Below are 17,342 nucleotides of genomic sequence, written 5' to 3'. Positions count from 1 at the left end.
CTCATCTCAATTCTTTGGCAGCAGTACCAGGATTTCAGAGCGTCGATTTAATGATCGTCCCTCTGGAGTTGAATTGTCTGCGATCGGATCGTCCTCCCCAACTCCCTTTATAAAAATGCGCGAAGGGTCAAATCCCTCATGGGACACAAGCCAGATTCCAACACTGACGGCACGTTTATAGCTAAGCTTTTCGTTGTAATCCTCTGATCCTGTTGAATCCGTATGGCCATTGACCAGCAGGATGAATTTTTTACTTTCTTTACGTAGCTTATCTGCAACCAGTGCAACAGCGCGCTTACCACTCTCCGTCAATGATGATTGATCAAAACCATAATTCAATTCGTCAAAACGAAATTTTCGATAAACAACTGTTTCAATCGGACCTTTTGTTTGAAATTCAGGTGCTTGTCCAGCAGGGACCTCTGTCACGGTCGGGGTTGCAGGAACTGGAGTTGAAATTGGAGAAGCCGGGGCGCCCATGATAGCGGCAGTGCCCGGAACCACCAGGAGGTCAGACGGATCAACGATAACTGTCTCAAGCCCTGGGTCAACGGGAATCTCCAGTTTCGCAACAGGATCAGCTTCAAGAATCTTTTTCTTTGGCACCAGAGGGGTCAATGCTTTGAATTTCGCTTTTTTAACGGGCTCCAATTTTGATTTTTCAACCGGCGGCTCAATGATTCGAGGGACTGGTTTTGTATATGTACCAATCCCTTGACTGGTCGAAAGACCAACGATAACTCGCCAATCATTGGCTGAATCGGTCAACCCTACGCCATAACTTGAATTGAAAGTGAGGTGAGGTGATATGAAATACTGAAAGCCAAAAAGGGTCTCAAGAGGAGGTTTTAAGGTTGAAAGCGCCTTGGTAGCACCATCAAACTCTGCGAGAATTCTCAAACGTGCCATCGGATAAAACTCGGCGCCTAACCCTCCCACAATTTGGTTGTCGATATTTTTCTTATTATCATTTTGCAAATATCCCGCATTCAAATGTAATCCAAAGTTAGATGTTTTGACGCTGGCAATACCTCGTCCGACCAGATCAGTCAAACCATCCCTTGAAAGCTGCTTATCAATGTGTCTCCTGGCCTGCGCATCGAGTGAAAACTGAAAAGAAGAAGATCTCTTCCCGAGGACCCGAACCTTTATTCCCAAATCTGCGAAACCTCTGCCACTTTCAAATTCATTATCATTAAACAGGAGGTTAGGAAAGGATCCATATGCCTCCATAAAGGTTCCGAGGCCCAGGGTGAGACTCACTGGGACTACCGTGGGTTTGTCCCTACCGTTCTTTGAGGTGTTAACCCAAAGTCCAACAGCAATATTGCCTGAATCTAACGTATCTGCTGTAGGAACTGTGATGAGACCAGTAACCCCATATTGTGATGGTGTCGCCTGAACAAGTTCAGCGGACGTGATTATTGAAAGCAGAAAACATAAGATGATTATTTTTTTCATGCGACCCTCAAAAGCTACGTCGGCAGATCCCGACAAAAAAACGCTGATCAAGTGTAAAAATGGTACTAAATTGTGGGATGACAAGGTGATTATTCTTGGGTCCCCCACCCCACTTTTATCAATTTACATGCCAAACGGATCCAACCTTCAGCATTATAGCAACCCTTGCTGGGCCGGGAAGACAGCAGGAACATATATCATTTTAAATTGAAACGAAAAGGTAAATTACGTTTAATCGCAGGTGAGGGACGGGTTTTGACCGATAAAAAAGCCTGATTGTTACGCACAATCAGGCTTTTTTATAAAATCAGTTTATGAGAATTATTCATTTCCGTTATTAACTCTTTCACGGAGTTCTTTTCCAACTTTAAAGAATGGTAATTTTTTTGGCTTGACTTCGATGACCTCCCCGGTCTTCGGATTTCGCCCCATATAAGCTTTATAGTCTTTAACCATAAAACTGCCGAAACCACGAATTTCAATCCGATCATTTTCAATCAAAGCTTCAGACATAGAGTCAAACAGAAGATTGACTATTTGCTCGGCTTTTTTATAGGTCAGATTTTCGCGCAACGACAGTGCTTCCACCAGTTCTGACTTATTCATGGAGCCTCCTGGAGGGAGAAAATATTTTTAGATTCAGGTGAGTGGATAATATATCCGAATTTTACTGCCTGTCAAGAAGACTCCATGGATTTCAATATGTTGCGAATAAATTAGATAATAGTAAAAGGGGAAAGGGTCCATACGACCTTGGCCTCCCCTGGCCCGACATTTGTCCAGCGGTGTGGCAAGTGTGATTTGAAGCTGATGCTATCCCCGGCCTCAAGAATATGGACCTCTTTGACTATTTCTATACGTAGACTCCCCTCAACCAGATAGATCAGTTCGTCTCCAGGATGATACATATTGTCCTCACCGCTGGTCCCTCCAGGCTTTATCGTACAAAAGAAAGACATGAACTGAGGATCTCTTAGACCCGAAGTAAATGATTCTGTCTGCATAACGTGTTGTTCATCATCATAGACCGTCTTGTCTCGTCTCCCTGGACGGGTAACAACTATTTCGTGTGACGTTGAAACATCTTCGACAAAATAGTTGATACTTTTGCCAAATACATTTGCAAGGCGCATCAGAATATCAACTGAAGGAATCGTCAAGCCTCGTTCTATGCGGGAAATCATGTTCGATGAAACGTGAGACCGCTCGGCAAGAACCTGTATAGTAAGGTCTCTCTTAAGGCGGATCTCCTTGAGTTTTTTCCCAACGATCTTCTTAATCTGCATCCGGCGACCTCCCCGAGCATTTCATCTGGCCGGTTAATATATTTTTCATGTCATCATACATTGGGTGGCGGAGAGACAATCCACAGGACCTTAACCCGTGTCCCACTCTTATTTTTCCAACTGTGTGGTAGCGTCGCTTTGAAAGCGATCGTATCTCCGACCTCAAGGTGATATTTTTCAGCATCGATAGTGAAATCGAGGGAACCTTCGAGGACCATTGCAAATTCCTCCCCCGTATGAACCATGCCACCTTCGCCGCTGTCACAGAGGGGTTCCAGAACATCGATAAAGGCCGAAAATCCGGGATCTCTTAGCCCTTGAGATAAACTGAAGATCTGATGTTTATTCTCGAAGAAAAATATCGGGTCGCCCTGCCCAGACGGGGTAAACACTACAGTGCTCCCTTTTTCGGCCTCTTCGACGAAATAGCTGAGACTGACTCCAACTGCATCGGCCAGTTTCATCAGAATTTCTACAGACGGGGTCGTTAGCCCGCGTTCGATTCGAGAAATCATATTTGATGAAACACGTGATTTTTCGGCGAGTTGCTGAATGGTTTTATCACGCTTAAGTCGAGAACTTTTCAGTTTTTTCCCAATAAGTTTCTTTACCATGAAATCCCTACCCCACTCTATTTTAGAAAGCTGTTCTATCACTTAGACGCTTTTCTGTCAACCTTATATGAGATTAAAAAGACACAAATGGTAAGGGTTTTTTGTAAACCTGCCCTATTGCGCCGAGTTGACAACAATCAAAAGGTCCTTTAACCTGCCGAGCAATAAATAAGGAGAAAATTCAATGAATCAAATCGTTACGGCCTTAGTCGAAAAAGCACTGTCCGGCAATCTATTGTCTCTTGAAGAGGGTTTGAAAATTCTTGAATCGCAAGGATGCGACTACACCCAATTTATGGCAGGGGCTCATTACATCAAAGAGCAATCCCTCGGTAATCGTATTGATCTCTGCTCCATCATAAACGCCAAGTCCGGGCGTTGCGCCGAAAACTGCTCCTTTTGTGCGCAGTCATCGCATCATCAGACCAATGCCCCGGTTTATGGATTGAAATCATGTAATGAAATCGTTGCCGGCGCCGTTGTGGCTGAGAAAGAAGGGAATCACTGCTATGGTATCGTGACTAGTGGAACGAGCGTCAGCCCAGGTGATGAGTTTGATACCATCCTTGAGGCGATTACTCGAATCGCCAGTGAAACGACCATCGAACCTTCAGCCTCCCTCGGGATACTTACGGCCGAATCAGCCTCCGCTCTCGCGAAAGCTGGATGTGTGACCTATCATCATAACCTCGAAACAGCACGTTCCTTCTTCCCTGAAATCTGCACAACCCACAGTTATGAAGACGATGTCGCGACGGTTCAGCTGGCGAAAGCGGCAGGTATGCAGGTTTGCTGTGGTGGAATCTTCGGTCTGGGCGAATCCCTCGAGCAGCGTGTAGAGATGGGTCTGACCCTCAGAGAACTGAACGTTGACTCTGTTCCTCTAAATTTTCTTAATCCCATCCCGGGGACCCCCTTGGCTAATAACAATTTACTCTCTCCGATGGATTGTTTACGGATAATCAGCCTGTATCGATACCTGTTGCCGATGACCCGGATTACTGTTTGTGGCGGACGAGAAAAGAATCTACGCGATTTTCAGTCAACAATATTCATGGCTGGAGCCAGCGGCACAATGGTCGGGAATTATCTGACCACCACCGGACGGGATCAGGCAGATGACCTGCAAATGATTAAAGATGCTGAGGTCGTGATCAATGCTTGCCACAACTGAGCGCAAGGGACTTTTTGTTACAGGGACGGGTACCGGGGTCGGAAAAACAGTATTGACCGCTGCCCTGGCGCGCTATTTGCGGCAGCAAGGGATTGATGTCGCGGTAATGAAACCGCTTGAAAGTGGCGTTGCAGACACAACCCAGGACGGTGATGACAGTAAGTTATTGCGGTGGGCCGCTGAAACTGGTGAACCGATAGAGATTACCAGCCCTTATCGGTTTGAAACTCCTGCGGCCCCGGGCACAGCGTCGCGGATTGAAAAGCAACCAGTTGACTACTCCGCCCTGGTCGCAAACTCCAGAGATCTGATCGCGCGGCACAGTTTTACGCTGATTGAGGGTGCCGGGGGATTGATGGTCCCGATTGCCGGGGGCTTCCTCATTTCAGATCTTGCTAAAGATATTGGGCTCCCCTTACTGGTTATTGGCGGCGTCCAACTCGGCGCAATTAACCAATTTCTATTGACCCTGCTGGCTGCACGCTACCTTGAAATTGATGTCGCAGGGTACATCCTGAATCGCATGCCGGAAAATCCCAACATCGCCGAAAAATCTGTCCCGCACGATTTAGCGTCTCTGACAATCAATGAATTATTGGCGGTCATCCCCGAAACGTCCGGCACGCTTGAAGAAATAATTGAAAGCATCGCCGCAAAGCTACCGACATTGCCGAGCTGGCGACTCCTCAAACAAATACTGCCCTCTTCGCTTTGACCTAGTTGGCCGGGATATTTCCTGTCACACCACCGGACGGCTCAGTGTCAGGCATATTAAAAAAGAAACGGAAAATCCGTTTTTTTCCGTCCTCGAGTTTGCTGCCGACCTTTATCAGGGTCTCACCTTTCGTATTCAGAGTCAGAAGAGCAGACCAGTTGTCACCTGCCGACTCCAACCGAACAGTCTTGGTTTTCTGGGAATTATCGCTATAGGTTCTGGCCGCAGCCTGCCCGGACATGATCGAGGTTCCCGTTTGTCCTTTCGAAAATACAACGCTCAGCAAAAAGTATTTAAATCCGGGAGCCAATGGTTTACTGAGTTCAGGCGCCGGCTGGGGATCAAGACGTACATGGGCACTAACACCGCGTCGGGTCTCTACTCCAAGATCAACGGTCGCGGATTTCAGGTCTGGCAGCATTCCAGAAAGAGGCAATTTGCTACTGTCAACAGGATTGGCCGCCAGAGAATTAAATGGGGAGATGATGAGAAGCAAGAGAAGGAAGAATCGCATGACATAGCTCCTGGATCAATTGGTGAATATGGCACTATAGTCTTCCCCAGACCGAAAAAACATGCAAACTTTTCTTCAGCGGGACACGGGCCTGGCCTGTCCACATTCGGGGCAGAAATACCAGCCAGGGTGAAGGCGAGCACCACAAGGACATTTTGAATGATCCAAACGGGGGCTGCGATTGGTAAGATAGGTCAAGATTAATACTGCCAGCAGATTGATGCCGATCAGAATCTTGGCAGGCAGACTGACAGTGAGCAAGGATTCCGCATCACAGCGTCCACAGGAAAAACTCCAGTAGTTATAGCACAGGATACTTAGTCCGGTTGCCGAAACCAGAAAGAGCAGGTAATAGCGTTTACCCATTGTCCTGCCCCACCGCGCGACTGCCACACGAAGGGCAGAACAGATGAATAATCATTTTGCGTTGGTGACATTGAGGACAGTTTTCGCGCAGACGTTGCAGACAATGGGGACAGACCATCCAGTCGAGTTCCACCTCTTTGGCACAACCGGGACAGGCTGCCGTCACCGACTCAACGATCTCAGGGGCATTGAGGTTATCCTGAATTTTAAGAAACAAAAACGCCATAATCATTAAAAGCAGGAAGATCATATTTTATTCCTAACCGACTCAAGATAAAGCTTTGCGGGCTTGTAAACTATTGGGACCGCACCATCTCGGCGAACATTAGCTCGGTCGAAACAGGTACAGTTTTCAGCGTTGTGGGTAACCCTGCCAAACTGGATTCAGCCATTGAAAGAGTGTTGCTCTGTTTTTATATCAGGATTTGTGCCAAACACATAAAATTGGCTATATGCTTAAAATTATATGGTTAATCAATGTAAATAGCTGGGAATAACAGCTGGAGATTGGAAGTTTTGTCGAATATCCACCATCAAGCCGCAGAATAATCTACAAAACCACATTGAGGGTGAGACTCACCAGGGAACGAAAGGCTCATGAAAATAAAAGCCCCGATAAACTGGATATTACCGGGTGAGGCTACTCGGCTTCAACCTGTTGCTCGAACTGCTTTCCCTGCCAGCTCAAAATAACTTTATCCGGTAGAATTGAAATTATTTCAGCACCTTCGATAGACGTGCCCTGCATAACCGGGAGATCATTGATAATCGCAATCCGTTCTGTCGGATTGGCTCGATAGGCAATTGCAGTCACCTTCAAAAATGGTATGCCGTTCGAGCGGGTCGCTTCTGGCTGAGCATGGGCTTTGAGTGCTGGTTTCGGTTGAGCAGCAACCCTTTCAACGGGAGGGGGCGCAATTGGGGAGAGGTCTGGAGTGGAGGGAACTGATTCAACAGATTTGGTGGAGGGAATCTCGCGTTTGGGTTCCGGCGTCGGGGTCATATTTGTTATTACTATTCGCTTCTCTGTCGGTAGCTTTGCCGTCGTTTCGACACGATAACCCATGATGCCAACAAATAGCCCGCCTCCTAAGAGCAAGAAAAACAGAACCGCAGACAATATAGGCCAAAAAAGGCTGCGGGAAGGGCTTGTTCCCGAACGCTTCAAAATATCACGTGCGATATCAACGCCCCCCTCACCCAGCGCCGCCTTCTCTTCTTCTAGCTTTCGCAGTGCCTTAAGGATAGAACTCATGGCTTGATCTCCTCGCTTAGTGTCGGCATTTCAAGCCCCGCGAGACGATAAAGTTGCAGCAGGGTCTGTGCTCCGATGCGGCCATCGGGATTCAGTCCGGTTTTGAGCTGCAGATTACTGATAGTATCAATAGTTTGAGAATCATAAACCCCTGTCACTTTTTGAGCGGTGTAGCCGGCCAGGATTAAAAGTTCCTGGATTCTATTGATCTCTGCGCCCTCTTTCCCCGGATCATCAACATAGGAGAGTTTCTCATAATTCTTCCAGGGGATTAGGGCTTTACCAAACCAGATATGTTCAAGGTATCCGACGGGAATCCACCCGTCAGCCGAAAGCTTTGGGGCAGTAAGAACCATCCCATCTTTGACTTTAAGCAATCCCAGGTAACGGATTCCTTTCAGGCTGGGTAAAAGAAGAGAAAGAACAGCAGGCGAATTGAACTGGATCAGTTTTTCCGGGTTATTTTGAAATCGAATCAGATCGAGGCCCTGTACTCGTACGGCGGCCCTCAGGGCTTGATATATATCATTGTCGAGCCTTTTTAGCGGAGGCAGACCCCAGAGCTTCAGAACGCTGGACGTCGCCAGCATGGCGGAATTTTCTTCTGAAAAGGTGGAAATTTTTTGCTTTATCTGTTCCAGCTTTTCGGTATCAATTTCCGGAACCGGTGGAGTTTGTGATTTCTCAACGCGAAGAACTTTGGAATCGGCCGCCACCGCGGGGACCTGCGGCACGACAGTGGGGAAGATTCTCGCTAAGAATGAAGGCTGAGCCCACAACAAGAGGCCCAGGAGACAGACCATACCAGCGATTACAGTAATCAACGACCAACCTTTTTTCTTCAGAGGTTCACTTCCGGAAAGCTCCGCCTGAGCTTCGGCGATGATTTTGTGATCAACCTGGGTTTTCTCGTGAGTATAGGCAACCAGTAATGCACGATCGCAAAGGATATTGATTAAACGCGGTAAACCCCCTGTTAATCGAAAAACCATTTTCAGGGCTTTTTCGGTAAAAAGCTGTCCACCAGTAAACCCGGCAATTTTCAGACGATGTCCAATATAAGCCACAGTGTCCTCTTCGTCCATGCTGGTCAGGCGATAACGAACGGTCAGACGCTGCTTGAGTTGCCGTAATTCACGCTGGGCAAGAACCTCTTCCAGTTCAGGCTGTCCTACAATGATTAATTGGAGCAATTTGTCGGTTTCGGTCTCAAGATTAGATAATAGCCGCATCTGCTCGAGAACAGAGGGTTTCAGGTTTTGTGCTTCGTCCACGACTAAAACTACAGTTTTGCCGTATGTTCGCTGCTCGAGAAGAAAAAGGTTGAGGGTTTCATGCAGGCTCGCCAGATTCCCCTTCCCTTCTTGATAAGGGATTGAAAACTCACGATGAATCGATTGCAGCAACTCAAGAGCGGATATACAGGGATTGAAGATCAGGGCAACCTGATAATCGGCTTTTTCAAGCTGACTCAGTAATGTTCTCAAGACGGTTGTCTTGCCAGTACCAACTTCGCCTATCAAGGATAAAAAGCCAACACGTTCTCTCACCCCGTACAGAAGATGTGCAAAAGCTTCTTTATGCCGTTTGCTCAAAAAAATAAATCGAGGATTTGGCGTAATGTGAAACGGTTTTTCTTTCAATCCGAACATTTTCAAATACATAAGAGGTGTCCATGAAGTTAAGAACCAAAACTTTCAATTCTAAAATTTTGGCCTTTATAGCATTTTTTTAACGGAAAATCACCGGACGACCAGGAACCTACATGATATGCCTTTCTCACTAGGCCGGGATTAGTCACGAAACCCACTGCAGAGACAGATAGGCAGACCCTTTTCTCCGGACTTTAAATACGCGCGGCATAAACCACAGGCAGAGCATAAGAGAATAACCCGGGCTGTTATTAAAAACTGCTTTCATCTGTGTGGAATTTATGCTAATTTGCCCCGGTTCTAAAACTGATCAGAAACAAGGAGATTTGCACAGATGACTTATTTGCTCATCGGATTACATGTTGTCGTATGTTTTGCCCTGATTATTATTGTTCTGCTGCAAATGGGTAAAGGTGCCGAGGTCGGCGCTTCGTTTGGCGCCGGTGGCAGCCAGACAATCTTCGGCGCCGCAGGCGGCGCAAGCTTCATGGGAAAAGTGACTGCTGGAGCCGCTGTTATTTTCATGCTCACCAGCCTGGCACTAGCCTATTTTTACGGAAGTCCCGCTTCAAAAACTATCATGCCGGCCTCCGTAAATACTCCTGCAGCACCTGCAGATGGTGGTTTTGCTGGCAAAACGGCCACTCCGGCTGAACCAGCCGCACCGGTTACCGCACCAGCAGAAAAGAAAAAATAAGACCCGCACAAAATTCAGTTGACAGCCTGTAAAGCGTTCCGTATATATACAGGCCTTCGCCGAAGTGGTGGAATTGGTAGACACGCACGCTTGAGGGGCGTGTGACTTATGGTCGTGCGAGTTCGAGTCTCGCCTTCGGCACCAGTTAAAAAAAGTCTGGCTCTTTTGAGTCAGGCTTTTTTGTGTTAAGAGCCCCGGGAATCAAACTTGCCCCGATCATGCTCTCTGCTGAAATGAAGCCGCGGCCCAAGGGGGACAATCCCGGAGGGGTTGATCATCCTGTGACTCCCATAGTAGTGGGTCTTGATCTGTTCAAAATTGACCGTCTCTGCCACCCCGGGCACCTGATATAGGTCACGTAGATAATTGGAGAGGTTAGGATAATCCTCTATTCTGCGCAGGTTGCACTTGAAGTGACCGACATAGACAGCATCGAAGCGAATTAAAGTGGTGAACAAGCGCCAATCCGCTTCGGTAAGATGCTTGCCAATCAGGTAGCGCTGCCGCCCAAGGCGCAGCTCGAGCCAATCCAGAGCAGCAAAGAGTTCAACAAAGGCTGATTCGTAAGCCTGTTGGCTCGTTGCAAACCCGGCTCGATAAACACCATTGTTGATCGCTTGGTAAATTCGCTGATTAATGTCATCGATTTCGACCTGAAGTTCTCCCGGGTAATAATCGGTCTCAACTGAGGTAAAAGCATTAAAGGCGGTATTGAGCATGCGGATAATCTCGCTCGACTCGTTACTGACAATCATCTCCCGCTCTTTGTCCCACAGCACCGGCACAGTGACGCGCCCGGTATAGAGCGGATCGACCTGCTGGTAGACCTGATAAAGATACTCAACCTTTGGTGTCGGACTGGTCGCCGCCGCTGTGGCACTCAACTCCCAGCCGCACTCCAACATCAAGGGTTCGACCACCGAGACTCCGATTAACGGCTGCAGCCCCTTGAGGACGTGAAAGATCAAAGTCCGATGTGCCCAGGGACAAGCCAGAGACACATAGAGATGGTAGCGTCCGGCTGCAGCGGCAAAACCACCCTCCCCGCTCGGCCCGGCCGCACCATCAACCGTTACCCAGTTTCGAAAACTTGACTCCTTACGGACGAACTCACCCCTGGTTTTTTTCGTGTCGTACCATTGATCCCGCCATTGACCTTCGATAAGAAGTCCCATGAGTTCCTCCTCTGCTGATTTATCCCACCGTTTCAAGATAGCATAAGTCGCAAATCCTGCGCTGTTCAGTGTTTTTCTAATATTAAAATTGAGTCTCGCCGATGCTTTTTTTCTGCCAATGGGGTATCATGAAACCGTAGTACATATTGACATGTACTTCACTCGAGCAAAGGAGGTCGCCTATCGAAACAGACGCCGATTCTTCTCACAGTTCGTACACCCCACCTGCGGTTACAAGCCGCCGGCCAAGCCCGTGACAAGGGCGCAAATAACGAATAACTAAACGAAGGCCCGCAGCGACAAATGCGGGCCTTTCATTTTCAGGTATGCAGGTTTTGTTATTTTGCCAGCGATTTTAAAATGACATCATTCGACTATTCGGTGATGGCGTTTTAAATGGAATCGCGGCCTATCAGTCGAGCAAATCTACAAGCGAATCTTCGTTGGTGAGATTACGTCTGTCTGTCGCCTGAGGGCGTGTATCCGGCTGAAGTCTGTCTATCCAAAGGGCATGAGACCACTCATCTCCGAGTCTGCCGGTCTGATAAAGCGACCAAAATCCGCCGCATCCAGCGTAGCCATCTCGCCGAGACTGACCGTCTTCAGGGTGTCGATCTCCCACTCACAGGTATTGTAGGTGGTGTTATAGAAGGCGATGCGTTTCTCTTTGTCGAATCCCATCAGCAGCAGCTGTTGCGCCCCGCGCTGAATCAACCGCATTTTGTCTTGCAGATCATCCAGGCTTTTTGTTGTCCAGACTCCCAGGTAAATAGGGCTGCTGACGTTCCGGACATCTCCGACCAGCTCCCCGCGCAACAGCTCATCCTTTTCACGTCCCAGATAGGATACAAAGTCGAGGTGTTCGGCAAGCTTTCGATCTGTCGTGAAAAAATTACCGCTGTCGGGATCGAGGGTAAAGATCATGGTGCGGTCTGTGGCCTGGCCATAACTCTGAAAAAGGACGTCCTTGTATTCCTGGAACGGGACGTTCTTCATGATGCAGGTATCGTACTTGTTGAGGCGCCTGCTGATCCCCAGCAGCCAGGATCTGATCTCGCTGTTGTCGATGCGGCACTTGCCCAGCTCTTCCTTCAGAAAATCGAAAGATTTACCGCCGAAGCGATAGAGCAGTAAACTCTGGAAGATATCGCGGATATTGTTGTAGCGGCTGAAATGATAGATCAGGTCATAGCTGAACAGCTCCATCTGCCTGAGCTGCCAGATGAAGATGGTCATATCGTTTCGACTGGTCTCTTTGGTGATTCTGGTTTTCTGTGTTGTTTTGATCAACCTGACATAACGGGTACTCAGCTCGGCCAGCAACTCCGTATCTTTGGTCGTGCTGCGCTTCAGCCTGATGGTCCACCTGGTAAATTCCCCAAGCTTGCTGGTCACCTCGATATGATCGGCACCAAAGGTCGCATAGGTCTGCTGAGTCCCGACCCCTTTACCGGGTTGTGTCCCCTTAGTGGACTTGCCGACAAAAAGCGGCAACTGGTCCGCCCCCTTTTTCAGGCTGTCTTCGGCGATGCCGATGCCATTATCGGTTATGGCCAGAGTCACGCTGTCTCCCTGCTGGCCCAGTGAGAATTCGATCAGGCCGGGGCGCCCGGCCGACTTGATGGCATCCAGCGCGTTGGAAACAACATTGATCAGGGCTCTGCTGGTGCTGACGTAGCTGCCATTGACCGGATCAATCTTCGCCCCCAGAACCAGCTTCACCACACATGAAGGGTTCACTGCTTCGATAAAAGGGATAACGCGTTCGGTGATCAGATCTTTAAGCGAGACTTTATGTGACTGATGGATATTGTCTTCATACATATTCAGGGTGTTGAGCATCGCGGTGGTTTCGCGGTTAATATCCTCGGCAACCTTGTTGAAGTTATCAACCGACAGCATAGCGGTCATGTCGAAGAGGACCTTCAACGATTTTTTGACGTCGTGCCGCACCTTGCTCAGCTCTTCGACCACCGACACGTCCGGGCGTTTGGTTGAAGCCACTTTTTGCCTGAGCGTTGCAGCCGTGACCGACATCAGGTGGAACTTCATCTTGCGGTAGACAACCTGCTCGGTGATGCTGAAGCCCCGGGTCTGGAAAAAATCGATGGAGCTTAAGAGCTTGTCCCAGACATAAAGATAGATATGTGAATCAGAATCCACCTGGTGAACAAGATAGTTCAGGAAGGCCGAGCCGATCCCCTTCCCCCGGCCGAAGGGATTGGTCACCAGCTTGTAAATATGAAAATTTTTACGGTCGGGCGTCGCATAGACCAGCAGATAACCGAGCAGTTCACCCTTTTCGTCCCATACGAAGCTGTGTTCGTAATCGATGTCGATGCTGTTGTCGCGGATATAGGGAGAAGGGATAAGGAGAGAATCGATGTTAAGCAGCGGGGATTGCCGAACCGCTTTTTCGTACTCAGGCGTCAGGTTGGTTATGTACGGAAATTGACTCGGCTTCCATTCCATAGCGCCTCTCGCCCTTATCTTTATGAAGAGGATTATCATGAGTTCCCATCCGGGCATTATTGTAATGGGAACCGCCAACAGACTGTCAATCAAAAACCCCGGTCAGTCGGGCATAACTGTTGGATTTGCAGCCAGCTCATGGATAGTCCGACAGCCTCCTCGTCTCAATGAACAATCCGCCGCACCATCAGGGCAATAGCCAATGGTAACAGCACGAGGGTGGCGAGCAGCAGATAGAGCAGGCTCAACCACATTGCGCCATCCCAGAGTTGCAGTGCACAGGATCGCACCAGAATCACCAGATGGGTCAACGGCAGAAATTGCGCCACGCCCTGTGCCCAGCCTGGCAGGTTCTGCAGCGGGAAGAAGGTCCCGCCGAACAAAAACATCGGCGTGATTCCGAGAAAAATAGGCAGGTTAAAGGTCTCGATCCCTGGCACCAGCGCGGTGCAGATCATCCCCAGGGCGGCAAAGCAGAGCCCTCCCAGCACCGCCAGCGGTAACAGCAGCAGCGCGCCTGGATAATCAAACAGCCCGAACAGAGAGATTACGCCTCCCATCAGTAAGGTAGCGATCAGTGACTTGGTGGCGGCCCAGAGCATCTCCCCCAGGATAATCTCTTCCAGATTCAGCGGGGTGGCGAGCAGGGCATCAAAGGTCTTCTGATAATACATGCGGACGAAAGAATTGTAGGTCGTTTCGAAAAACGCATTCTGCATGATCGCCACCGCAATCAACGCCGGAGCGACAAACTGGGTATAGCTGAGCGGCCGACCACCAAACTTAAACTCACCGACCATCACCGCAAGGCCCACGCCGAAAGCCAGGATATAGAGCAGCGGTTCAAGCAACGGAGGGATGAAAGATATTTTCCAATTCTGCCTATAGAGCTGATAGTTACGGGTCCATACATGAAGTACTCTGTAGCTAAATTGGCTGGGTCTTGGCCACCTCATTCGCGCAACTCCCGGCCGGTTAACTTAAGAAACAGGTCCTCCAGCGATGCCGGGCGCAGGGTGCAGCCTGCGGTGCGCACCTCGCGAGTCAAACGCAGAAACAGCTCATCACTCTCTCTCAGATAAACCAGTAGCCGCTTGCCAAGATCTTCGACGCGGCAGTCTTCCCCTGCCAGAAAATCGCGTACCTCCTGGTCAGGCTCGATGATCTCCAGCACCGAATGCCCCACCTGTTCGCGCACCAGTTGCGCCGGCTTCCCATCCACCAGAATATGGCCCTGATCGACAATCACCAGCCTGTCGCACAGCCGCGCCGCCTCATCCATATAGTGGGTGGTCAACAGGATGCTCATCCCCTGCGTCTTCAACTCGGCCAGCTTCTCCCATAACAATTGGCGGCTCTGCGGGTCAAGGCCTGTGGTCGGTTCATCGAGAATTACCAGATCGGGGTTATTGACCAGTGCACGCGCCAGCAGCAGCCGTCGTTTGAGGCCACCCGAAAGGATGCGCGCCTTATCCTGTGCCCGGGATTGAAGGGCGAAGAAGTCCAGCAGTTCATCAGCCCGCGCCACGGCCTCGGCGCGGGAAATGGAGAAATAGCGCGCATATCCAACCAGATTCTGACGCAGGCTCAGATCAGGGTCGAGGGAATCATCCTGTGGGCAGATGCCGAGGCGTGCCTTGATCTCGCGCAGATGGCTGTCGATATCCAGCCCGAAGATGCGCAGCAGACCTGAGTCGCGCGGCGTATAACCGTAGAGCATGCGGATGGTCGTGGTTTTTCCGGCCCCATTCGGTCCGAGAAGACCGAAGCACTCCCCCTTTGCGACGGAGAAAGAGAGGCCATCAACCGCGTTCAGCGCACCATAACGCTTATGTAAATCGGTAACCTGTAAAATAGGCATCGCAGAGCTTTTTGAAAAAGAGGGGAATAAGATCAGATATTACTCTGGCGCTGTTCTTTTTGCCAAGGCTTGTTCAGCGCAGAACAGCTTGATCCCGACAGCTCTGATGGAAGGACAATATAGCAGCGATTTCCTCTTTGGATTGCGACATGACCCAGCTGACTTTTTCCTCAAAAGACAGCTTGCGGATTTCACAGAAGGGGCAGCTCTCTGGGTTTCCCCCTTTAGGACAGAGGAGTAAAAGGTCAATAAATTTCGCCATACAGGGAGTATCCGTTTTAAATGACGTTTCGCTCATTATCATGCTTTCTTTTACTGGATTGACCTTCCCCTCGCAGGTTCACAACACCCATATCAGGCCCTGACCATGATCTCCATTAATCATGACCAGTGGACCTTCAACTATCTTTCAGAACTTGCCCAGAAGCACTGTATGGGAATCACCGGCATTAAAGGCAAAGACAGAGTTTAGGACAAAAGATAGCCACGCTTTTACCTACAGCATTTATTGTACCAACCACTCGTTACTTCCTAAGTCCTTGAAATCATGTTCAATTACAGCAAGAAGCAGGTCCCCCCGTCTGTCACAGGCATGCAACTATAGAGACAACCTCACATCTCTGTTGATAATAATGAACACTTCGTTCAACAAAAAAAGCTTATCAATAAGAGGCATATTGTTGTTGTACAGGGTATACGGAGATGGGAAAACATTCGGCTGCCAGTGCAGAACAGGCAAGCTGGTCCTCGCCACAAAACAAGATCTGTTGGCGAGGATTAGCTTGCTGGGGGTGAGACGATGGGGAAAATCAGGGGCTGCAACTCGGGGGGGGCTGGCTAAACCCCGCCCCGATAAAGTGTTATGTAATGTGGAATGGATAGGCTGTCCGGTGCCGACCTAAATTCTGATAGCCCTTAGTGCAGCCTCTCGCTCAACTTGACCAGAATCTCTTTGCGACCTTTGAGAAACTCTCGATAATCGTGCGAATCGGTGTGGGAGATTTCATCGCTCAGCCTGCTGAGACTCGTTTTCAGCGTATCCGCCAAAATTTGTTCTTCCGCTTGACTCAGTTCTAACCTCATAGTAGACCCCCTTTCGTCGGCTAACATGCGTCCCTGTTTGTATTTTATCGCAAACCGGCGTTGAGTCCATAGACTGTGATGATTTGAGCTGAAGCTGTGTTCCTGTCAGTCATTGCGGCGAGGACATCCCTGAGGACAACGCAGTTTCCCCAAGTTTCTTCGCTCCACTTCGCCCAATTTATGAGGATCAGCGCTAACCGCTTAACTGGTCATCATCCTATCTGGCACGATAGACCACCAGCCCTGGCTTGCCTTGTATATATTTTAGCAAATCGACGTCAACAACCCGTCTCAGACTGTTGCGCGATGAGGCATGACGCAGTATGAAACGATCATGGTCTTTAACCAGCAGCCCGACATGGCTGACGTCAAGACCGGCGTTATCTGTATAAATACCGACATAATCTCCCGACTGCAGAGCAGACAACAGTTCCCGATCAATTTTGTCGCTGGGAATGTAGGCGATGTCACGCTGCGTGACAGGGATCCCCGGCAACCAATAGGCCCCGGCACTTTTTCGATTGAGCTTTTTGCTGACAACCTGAGCTCTGCCCTGCCCGACGGCTGTGGTTACATCATGTATTCGGGCAGAACTCCCCACAACCCAGTCGCTGAAAAAGTGTCTGCGGTTTGTATAGGCAACCTTGCCCCCGCGATAGCGGACCTGTCTCAACTGGTCAGGAAAATTATCGAGGTCGCTGGAGCGGCGCAGGGCCTCGATCACATCGAGATATGTAAAGCAGTCGAACCCGGCCAGATTGATGACCAGCTGTTCCGCCGTTTGCGGGTCGCCGCTCAGGGTATGTGCGACATAGGGTGTCCCAAGGAAGTGACTGGAGAGAGCAACTATCCGCTCGCCCGGAGCCTTAATCTGGCCTGCGGTGGTGATGATCTGCGCGAGGTCCGGGTTGCTCCAGTGACCGAGGTTGATCAAATTCTGATCCGCACCCAGCGCTACGCCGGAGTTCAGACCAAGGAAGAAAAGTATCCATATCAATATTTTAAAAAGCATCAGCG

General features: G+C 49.3%; 18 protein-coding genes and 1 tRNA gene. 4 read left to right on the top strand and 15 right to left on the bottom strand.

All coding sequences use genetic code 11. The features are described 5' to 3' along the window. Positions 1-6: 6 nt before the first annotated feature. The 4 genes from D888_RS0109060 to D888_RS0109045 all read right to left on the bottom strand — a co-directional run bounded on the left by D888_RS0109060 (position 7) and on the right by D888_RS0109045 (position 3,361). Positions 7-1,461: an OmpA family protein gene (locus tag D888_RS0109060; protein WP_026362311.1), complete on the bottom strand. Its 1,455-nt coding sequence runs from the start codon at positions 1,459-1,461 to the stop codon at positions 7-9. 321 nt (positions 1,462-1,782) lie between these two features. Beyond that, the gene (locus tag D888_RS0109055; protein WP_020676234.1) at positions 1,783-2,067 is read right to left on the bottom strand and encodes an HU family DNA-binding protein; all 285 of its coding nucleotides are present in this window, start codon (positions 2,065-2,067) and stop codon (positions 1,783-1,785) included. A 110-nt stretch (positions 2,068-2,177) separates the two neighbouring features. Continuing rightward, on the bottom strand, positions 2,178-2,747 hold the full coding sequence (locus D888_RS0109050; RefSeq protein WP_020676233.1) for a helix-turn-helix domain-containing protein: 570 nt from the start codon (positions 2,745-2,747) through the stop codon (positions 2,178-2,180). Between the two features lie 53 nt (positions 2,748-2,800). Beyond that, positions 2,801-3,361 (bottom strand): helix-turn-helix domain-containing protein, encoded by a 561-nt coding sequence (locus D888_RS0109045; RefSeq protein WP_020676232.1) that lies wholly within the window; start codon positions 3,359-3,361, stop codon positions 2,801-2,803. A 184-nt stretch (positions 3,362-3,545) separates the two neighbouring features. On the opposite strand from D888_RS0109045, the gene bioB reads away from it, so the two are divergent. Further along, positions 3,546-4,535 carry a biotin synthase BioB gene (gene bioB / locus D888_RS0109040; RefSeq protein ID WP_020676231.1) on the top strand — a complete coding sequence of 330 codons (990 nt, stop codon included), beginning with the start codon at positions 3,546-3,548 and terminating at the stop codon, positions 4,533-4,535. Continuing rightward, on the top strand, positions 4,519-5,250 hold the full coding sequence (gene bioD / locus D888_RS0109035; RefSeq protein ID WP_020676230.1) for a dethiobiotin synthase: 732 nt from the start codon (positions 4,519-4,521) through the stop codon (positions 5,248-5,250). The genes bioB and bioD overlap by 17 nt, the downstream gene beginning before the upstream one ends. Position 5,251: 1 nt before the next feature. On the opposite strand, the gene D888_RS0109030 is transcribed toward bioD, so the two are convergent. The 5 genes from D888_RS0109030 to D888_RS24330 form a co-directional block, all read right to left on the bottom strand. After that, positions 5,252-5,764, bottom strand: a complete 513-nt coding sequence (locus D888_RS0109030) for a hypothetical protein (protein ID WP_020676229.1) — start codon at positions 5,762-5,764, stop codon at positions 5,252-5,254. Between the two features lie 75 nt (positions 5,765-5,839). Further along, complete coding sequence (locus D888_RS0109025; RefSeq protein ID WP_020676228.1) at positions 5,840-6,130, bottom strand: hypothetical protein; 291 nt, start codon at positions 6,128-6,130, stop codon at positions 5,840-5,842. Beyond that, a complete protein-coding gene (locus D888_RS0109020) occupies positions 6,123-6,380 on the bottom strand; it encodes a double zinc ribbon domain-containing protein (RefSeq protein WP_020676227.1) in 258 nt (85 codons plus the stop codon). Before D888_RS0109020 ends, D888_RS0109025 begins: the two co-directional genes overlap by 8 nt. A 390-nt stretch (positions 6,381-6,770) precedes the next feature. Next, the gene (locus tag D888_RS0109015; protein ID WP_020676226.1) at positions 6,771-7,385 is read right to left on the bottom strand and encodes a general secretion pathway protein GspB; all 615 of its coding nucleotides are present in this window, start codon (positions 7,383-7,385) and stop codon (positions 6,771-6,773) included. Then, entirely contained in the window at positions 7,382-9,037 is a 1,656-nt protein-coding gene (locus D888_RS24330; RefSeq protein WP_281169680.1) for an ExeA family protein, read from the bottom strand. Before D888_RS24330 ends, D888_RS0109015 begins: the two co-directional genes overlap by 4 nt. A 334-nt stretch (positions 9,038-9,371) precedes the next feature. On the opposite strand from D888_RS24330, the gene secG reads away from it, so the two are divergent. Both secG and D888_RS0109000 read left to right on the top strand, forming a co-directional pair. After that, a complete protein-coding gene (secG, locus tag D888_RS0109005) occupies positions 9,372-9,734 on the top strand; it encodes a preprotein translocase subunit SecG (protein WP_020676224.1) in 363 nt (120 codons plus the stop codon). A gap of 58 nt (positions 9,735-9,792) precedes the next feature. Then, positions 9,793-9,878: transfer RNA gene (locus D888_RS0109000), tRNA-Leu, on the top strand. A gap of 41 nt (positions 9,879-9,919) precedes the next feature. Here D888_RS0109000 and D888_RS0108995 read toward each other — a convergent pair. The 6 genes from D888_RS0108995 to D888_RS0108965 all read right to left on the bottom strand — a co-directional run bounded on the left by D888_RS0108995 (position 9,920) and on the right by D888_RS0108965 (position 17,337). Then, a complete protein-coding gene (locus D888_RS0108995; RefSeq protein ID WP_020676223.1) occupies positions 9,920-10,909 on the bottom strand; it encodes a glutathione S-transferase family protein in 990 nt (329 codons plus the stop codon). 498 nt (positions 10,910-11,407) lie between these two features. Next, positions 11,408-13,381: a GNAT family N-acetyltransferase gene (locus D888_RS0108990; protein WP_020676222.1), complete on the bottom strand. Its 1,974-nt coding sequence runs from the start codon at positions 13,379-13,381 to the stop codon at positions 11,408-11,410. 164 nt (positions 13,382-13,545) lie between these two features. Further along, positions 13,546-14,337, bottom strand: a complete 792-nt coding sequence (locus D888_RS0108985) for an ABC transporter permease (RefSeq protein ID WP_026362309.1) — start codon at positions 14,335-14,337, stop codon at positions 13,546-13,548. After that, entirely contained in the window at positions 14,334-15,242 is a 909-nt protein-coding gene (locus D888_RS0108980) for an ATP-binding cassette domain-containing protein (protein ID WP_020676220.1), read from the bottom strand. The genes D888_RS0108985 and D888_RS0108980 overlap by 4 nt, the downstream gene beginning before the upstream one ends. Positions 15,243-16,157: 915 nt before the next feature. Continuing rightward, complete coding sequence (locus tag D888_RS23970) at positions 16,158-16,325, bottom strand: hypothetical protein (RefSeq protein WP_020676218.1); 168 nt, start codon at positions 16,323-16,325, stop codon at positions 16,158-16,160. 217 nt (positions 16,326-16,542) lie between these two features. Next, positions 16,543-17,337, bottom strand: coding sequence for an N-acetylmuramoyl-L-alanine amidase-like domain-containing protein (locus D888_RS0108965; RefSeq protein WP_020676217.1), 795 nt, complete (start codon positions 17,335-17,337; stop codon positions 16,543-16,545). Positions 17,338-17,342: the final 5 nt, after the last annotated feature.

This window comes from Geopsychrobacter electrodiphilus DSM 16401, from assembly GCF_000384395.1.
Taxonomy (GTDB): Bacteria; Desulfobacterota; Desulfuromonadia; order Desulfuromonadales; family Geopsychrobacteraceae; genus Geopsychrobacter; species Geopsychrobacter electrodiphilus.
The sequence above is the reverse complement of the archived record's forward strand: the minus strand, read 5'-3'. Positions and strand labels throughout refer to the sequence as shown.

Excerpts from the sequence above, each read along its gene's own strand:
- D888_RS0109060 (WP_026362311.1), bottom strand. The coding sequence starts at position 1,461 with ATGAAAAAAATAATCATCTTATGTTTTCTGCTTTCAATAATCACGTCC.
- D888_RS0109055 (WP_020676234.1), bottom strand. The coding sequence starts at position 2,067 with ATGAATAAGTCAGAACTGGTGGAAGCACTGTCGTTGCGCGAAAATCTG.
- D888_RS0109050 (WP_020676233.1), bottom strand. The coding sequence starts at position 2,747 with ATGCAGATTAAGAAGATCGTTGGGAAAAAACTCAAGGAGATCCGCCTT.
- D888_RS0109045 (WP_020676232.1), bottom strand. The coding sequence starts at position 3,361 with ATGGTAAAGAAACTTATTGGGAAAAAACTGAAAAGTTCTCGACTTAAG.
- bioB (WP_020676231.1), top strand. The coding sequence starts at position 3,546 with ATGAATCAAATCGTTACGGCCTTAGTCGAAAAAGCACTGTCCGGCAAT.
- bioD (WP_020676230.1), top strand. The coding sequence starts at position 4,519 with ATGCTTGCCACAACTGAGCGCAAGGGACTTTTTGTTACAGGGACGGGT.
- D888_RS0109030 (WP_020676229.1), bottom strand. The coding sequence starts at position 5,764 with ATGCGATTCTTCCTTCTCTTGCTTCTCATCATCTCCCCATTTAATTCT.
- D888_RS0109025 (WP_020676228.1), bottom strand. The coding sequence starts at position 6,130 with ATGGGTAAACGCTATTACCTGCTCTTTCTGGTTTCGGCAACCGGACTA.
- D888_RS0109020 (WP_020676227.1), bottom strand. The coding sequence starts at position 6,380 with ATGATCTTCCTGCTTTTAATGATTATGGCGTTTTTGTTTCTTAAAATT.
- D888_RS0109015 (WP_020676226.1), bottom strand. The coding sequence starts at position 7,385 with ATGAGTTCTATCCTTAAGGCACTGCGAAAGCTAGAAGAAGAGAAGGCG.
- D888_RS24330 (WP_281169680.1), bottom strand. The coding sequence starts at position 9,037 with ATGTTCGGATTGAAAGAAAAACCGTTTCACATTACGCCAAATCCTCGA.
- secG (WP_020676224.1), top strand. The coding sequence starts at position 9,372 with ATGACTTATTTGCTCATCGGATTACATGTTGTCGTATGTTTTGCCCTG.
- D888_RS0108995 (WP_020676223.1), bottom strand. The coding sequence starts at position 10,909 with ATGGGACTTCTTATCGAAGGTCAATGGCGGGATCAATGGTACGACACG.
- D888_RS0108990 (WP_020676222.1), bottom strand. The coding sequence starts at position 13,381 with ATGGAATGGAAGCCGAGTCAATTTCCGTACATAACCAACCTGACGCCT.
- D888_RS0108985 (WP_026362309.1), bottom strand. The coding sequence starts at position 14,337 with ATGAGGTGGCCAAGACCCAGCCAATTTAGCTACAGAGTACTTCATGTA.
- D888_RS0108980 (WP_020676220.1), bottom strand. The coding sequence starts at position 15,242 with ATGCCTATTTTACAGGTTACCGATTTACATAAGCGTTATGGTGCGCTG.
- D888_RS23970 (WP_020676218.1), bottom strand. The coding sequence starts at position 16,325 with ATGAGGTTAGAACTGAGTCAAGCGGAAGAACAAATTTTGGCGGATACG.
- D888_RS0108965 (WP_020676217.1), bottom strand. The coding sequence starts at position 17,337 with ATGCTTTTTAAAATATTGATATGGATACTTTTCTTCCTTGGTCTGAAC.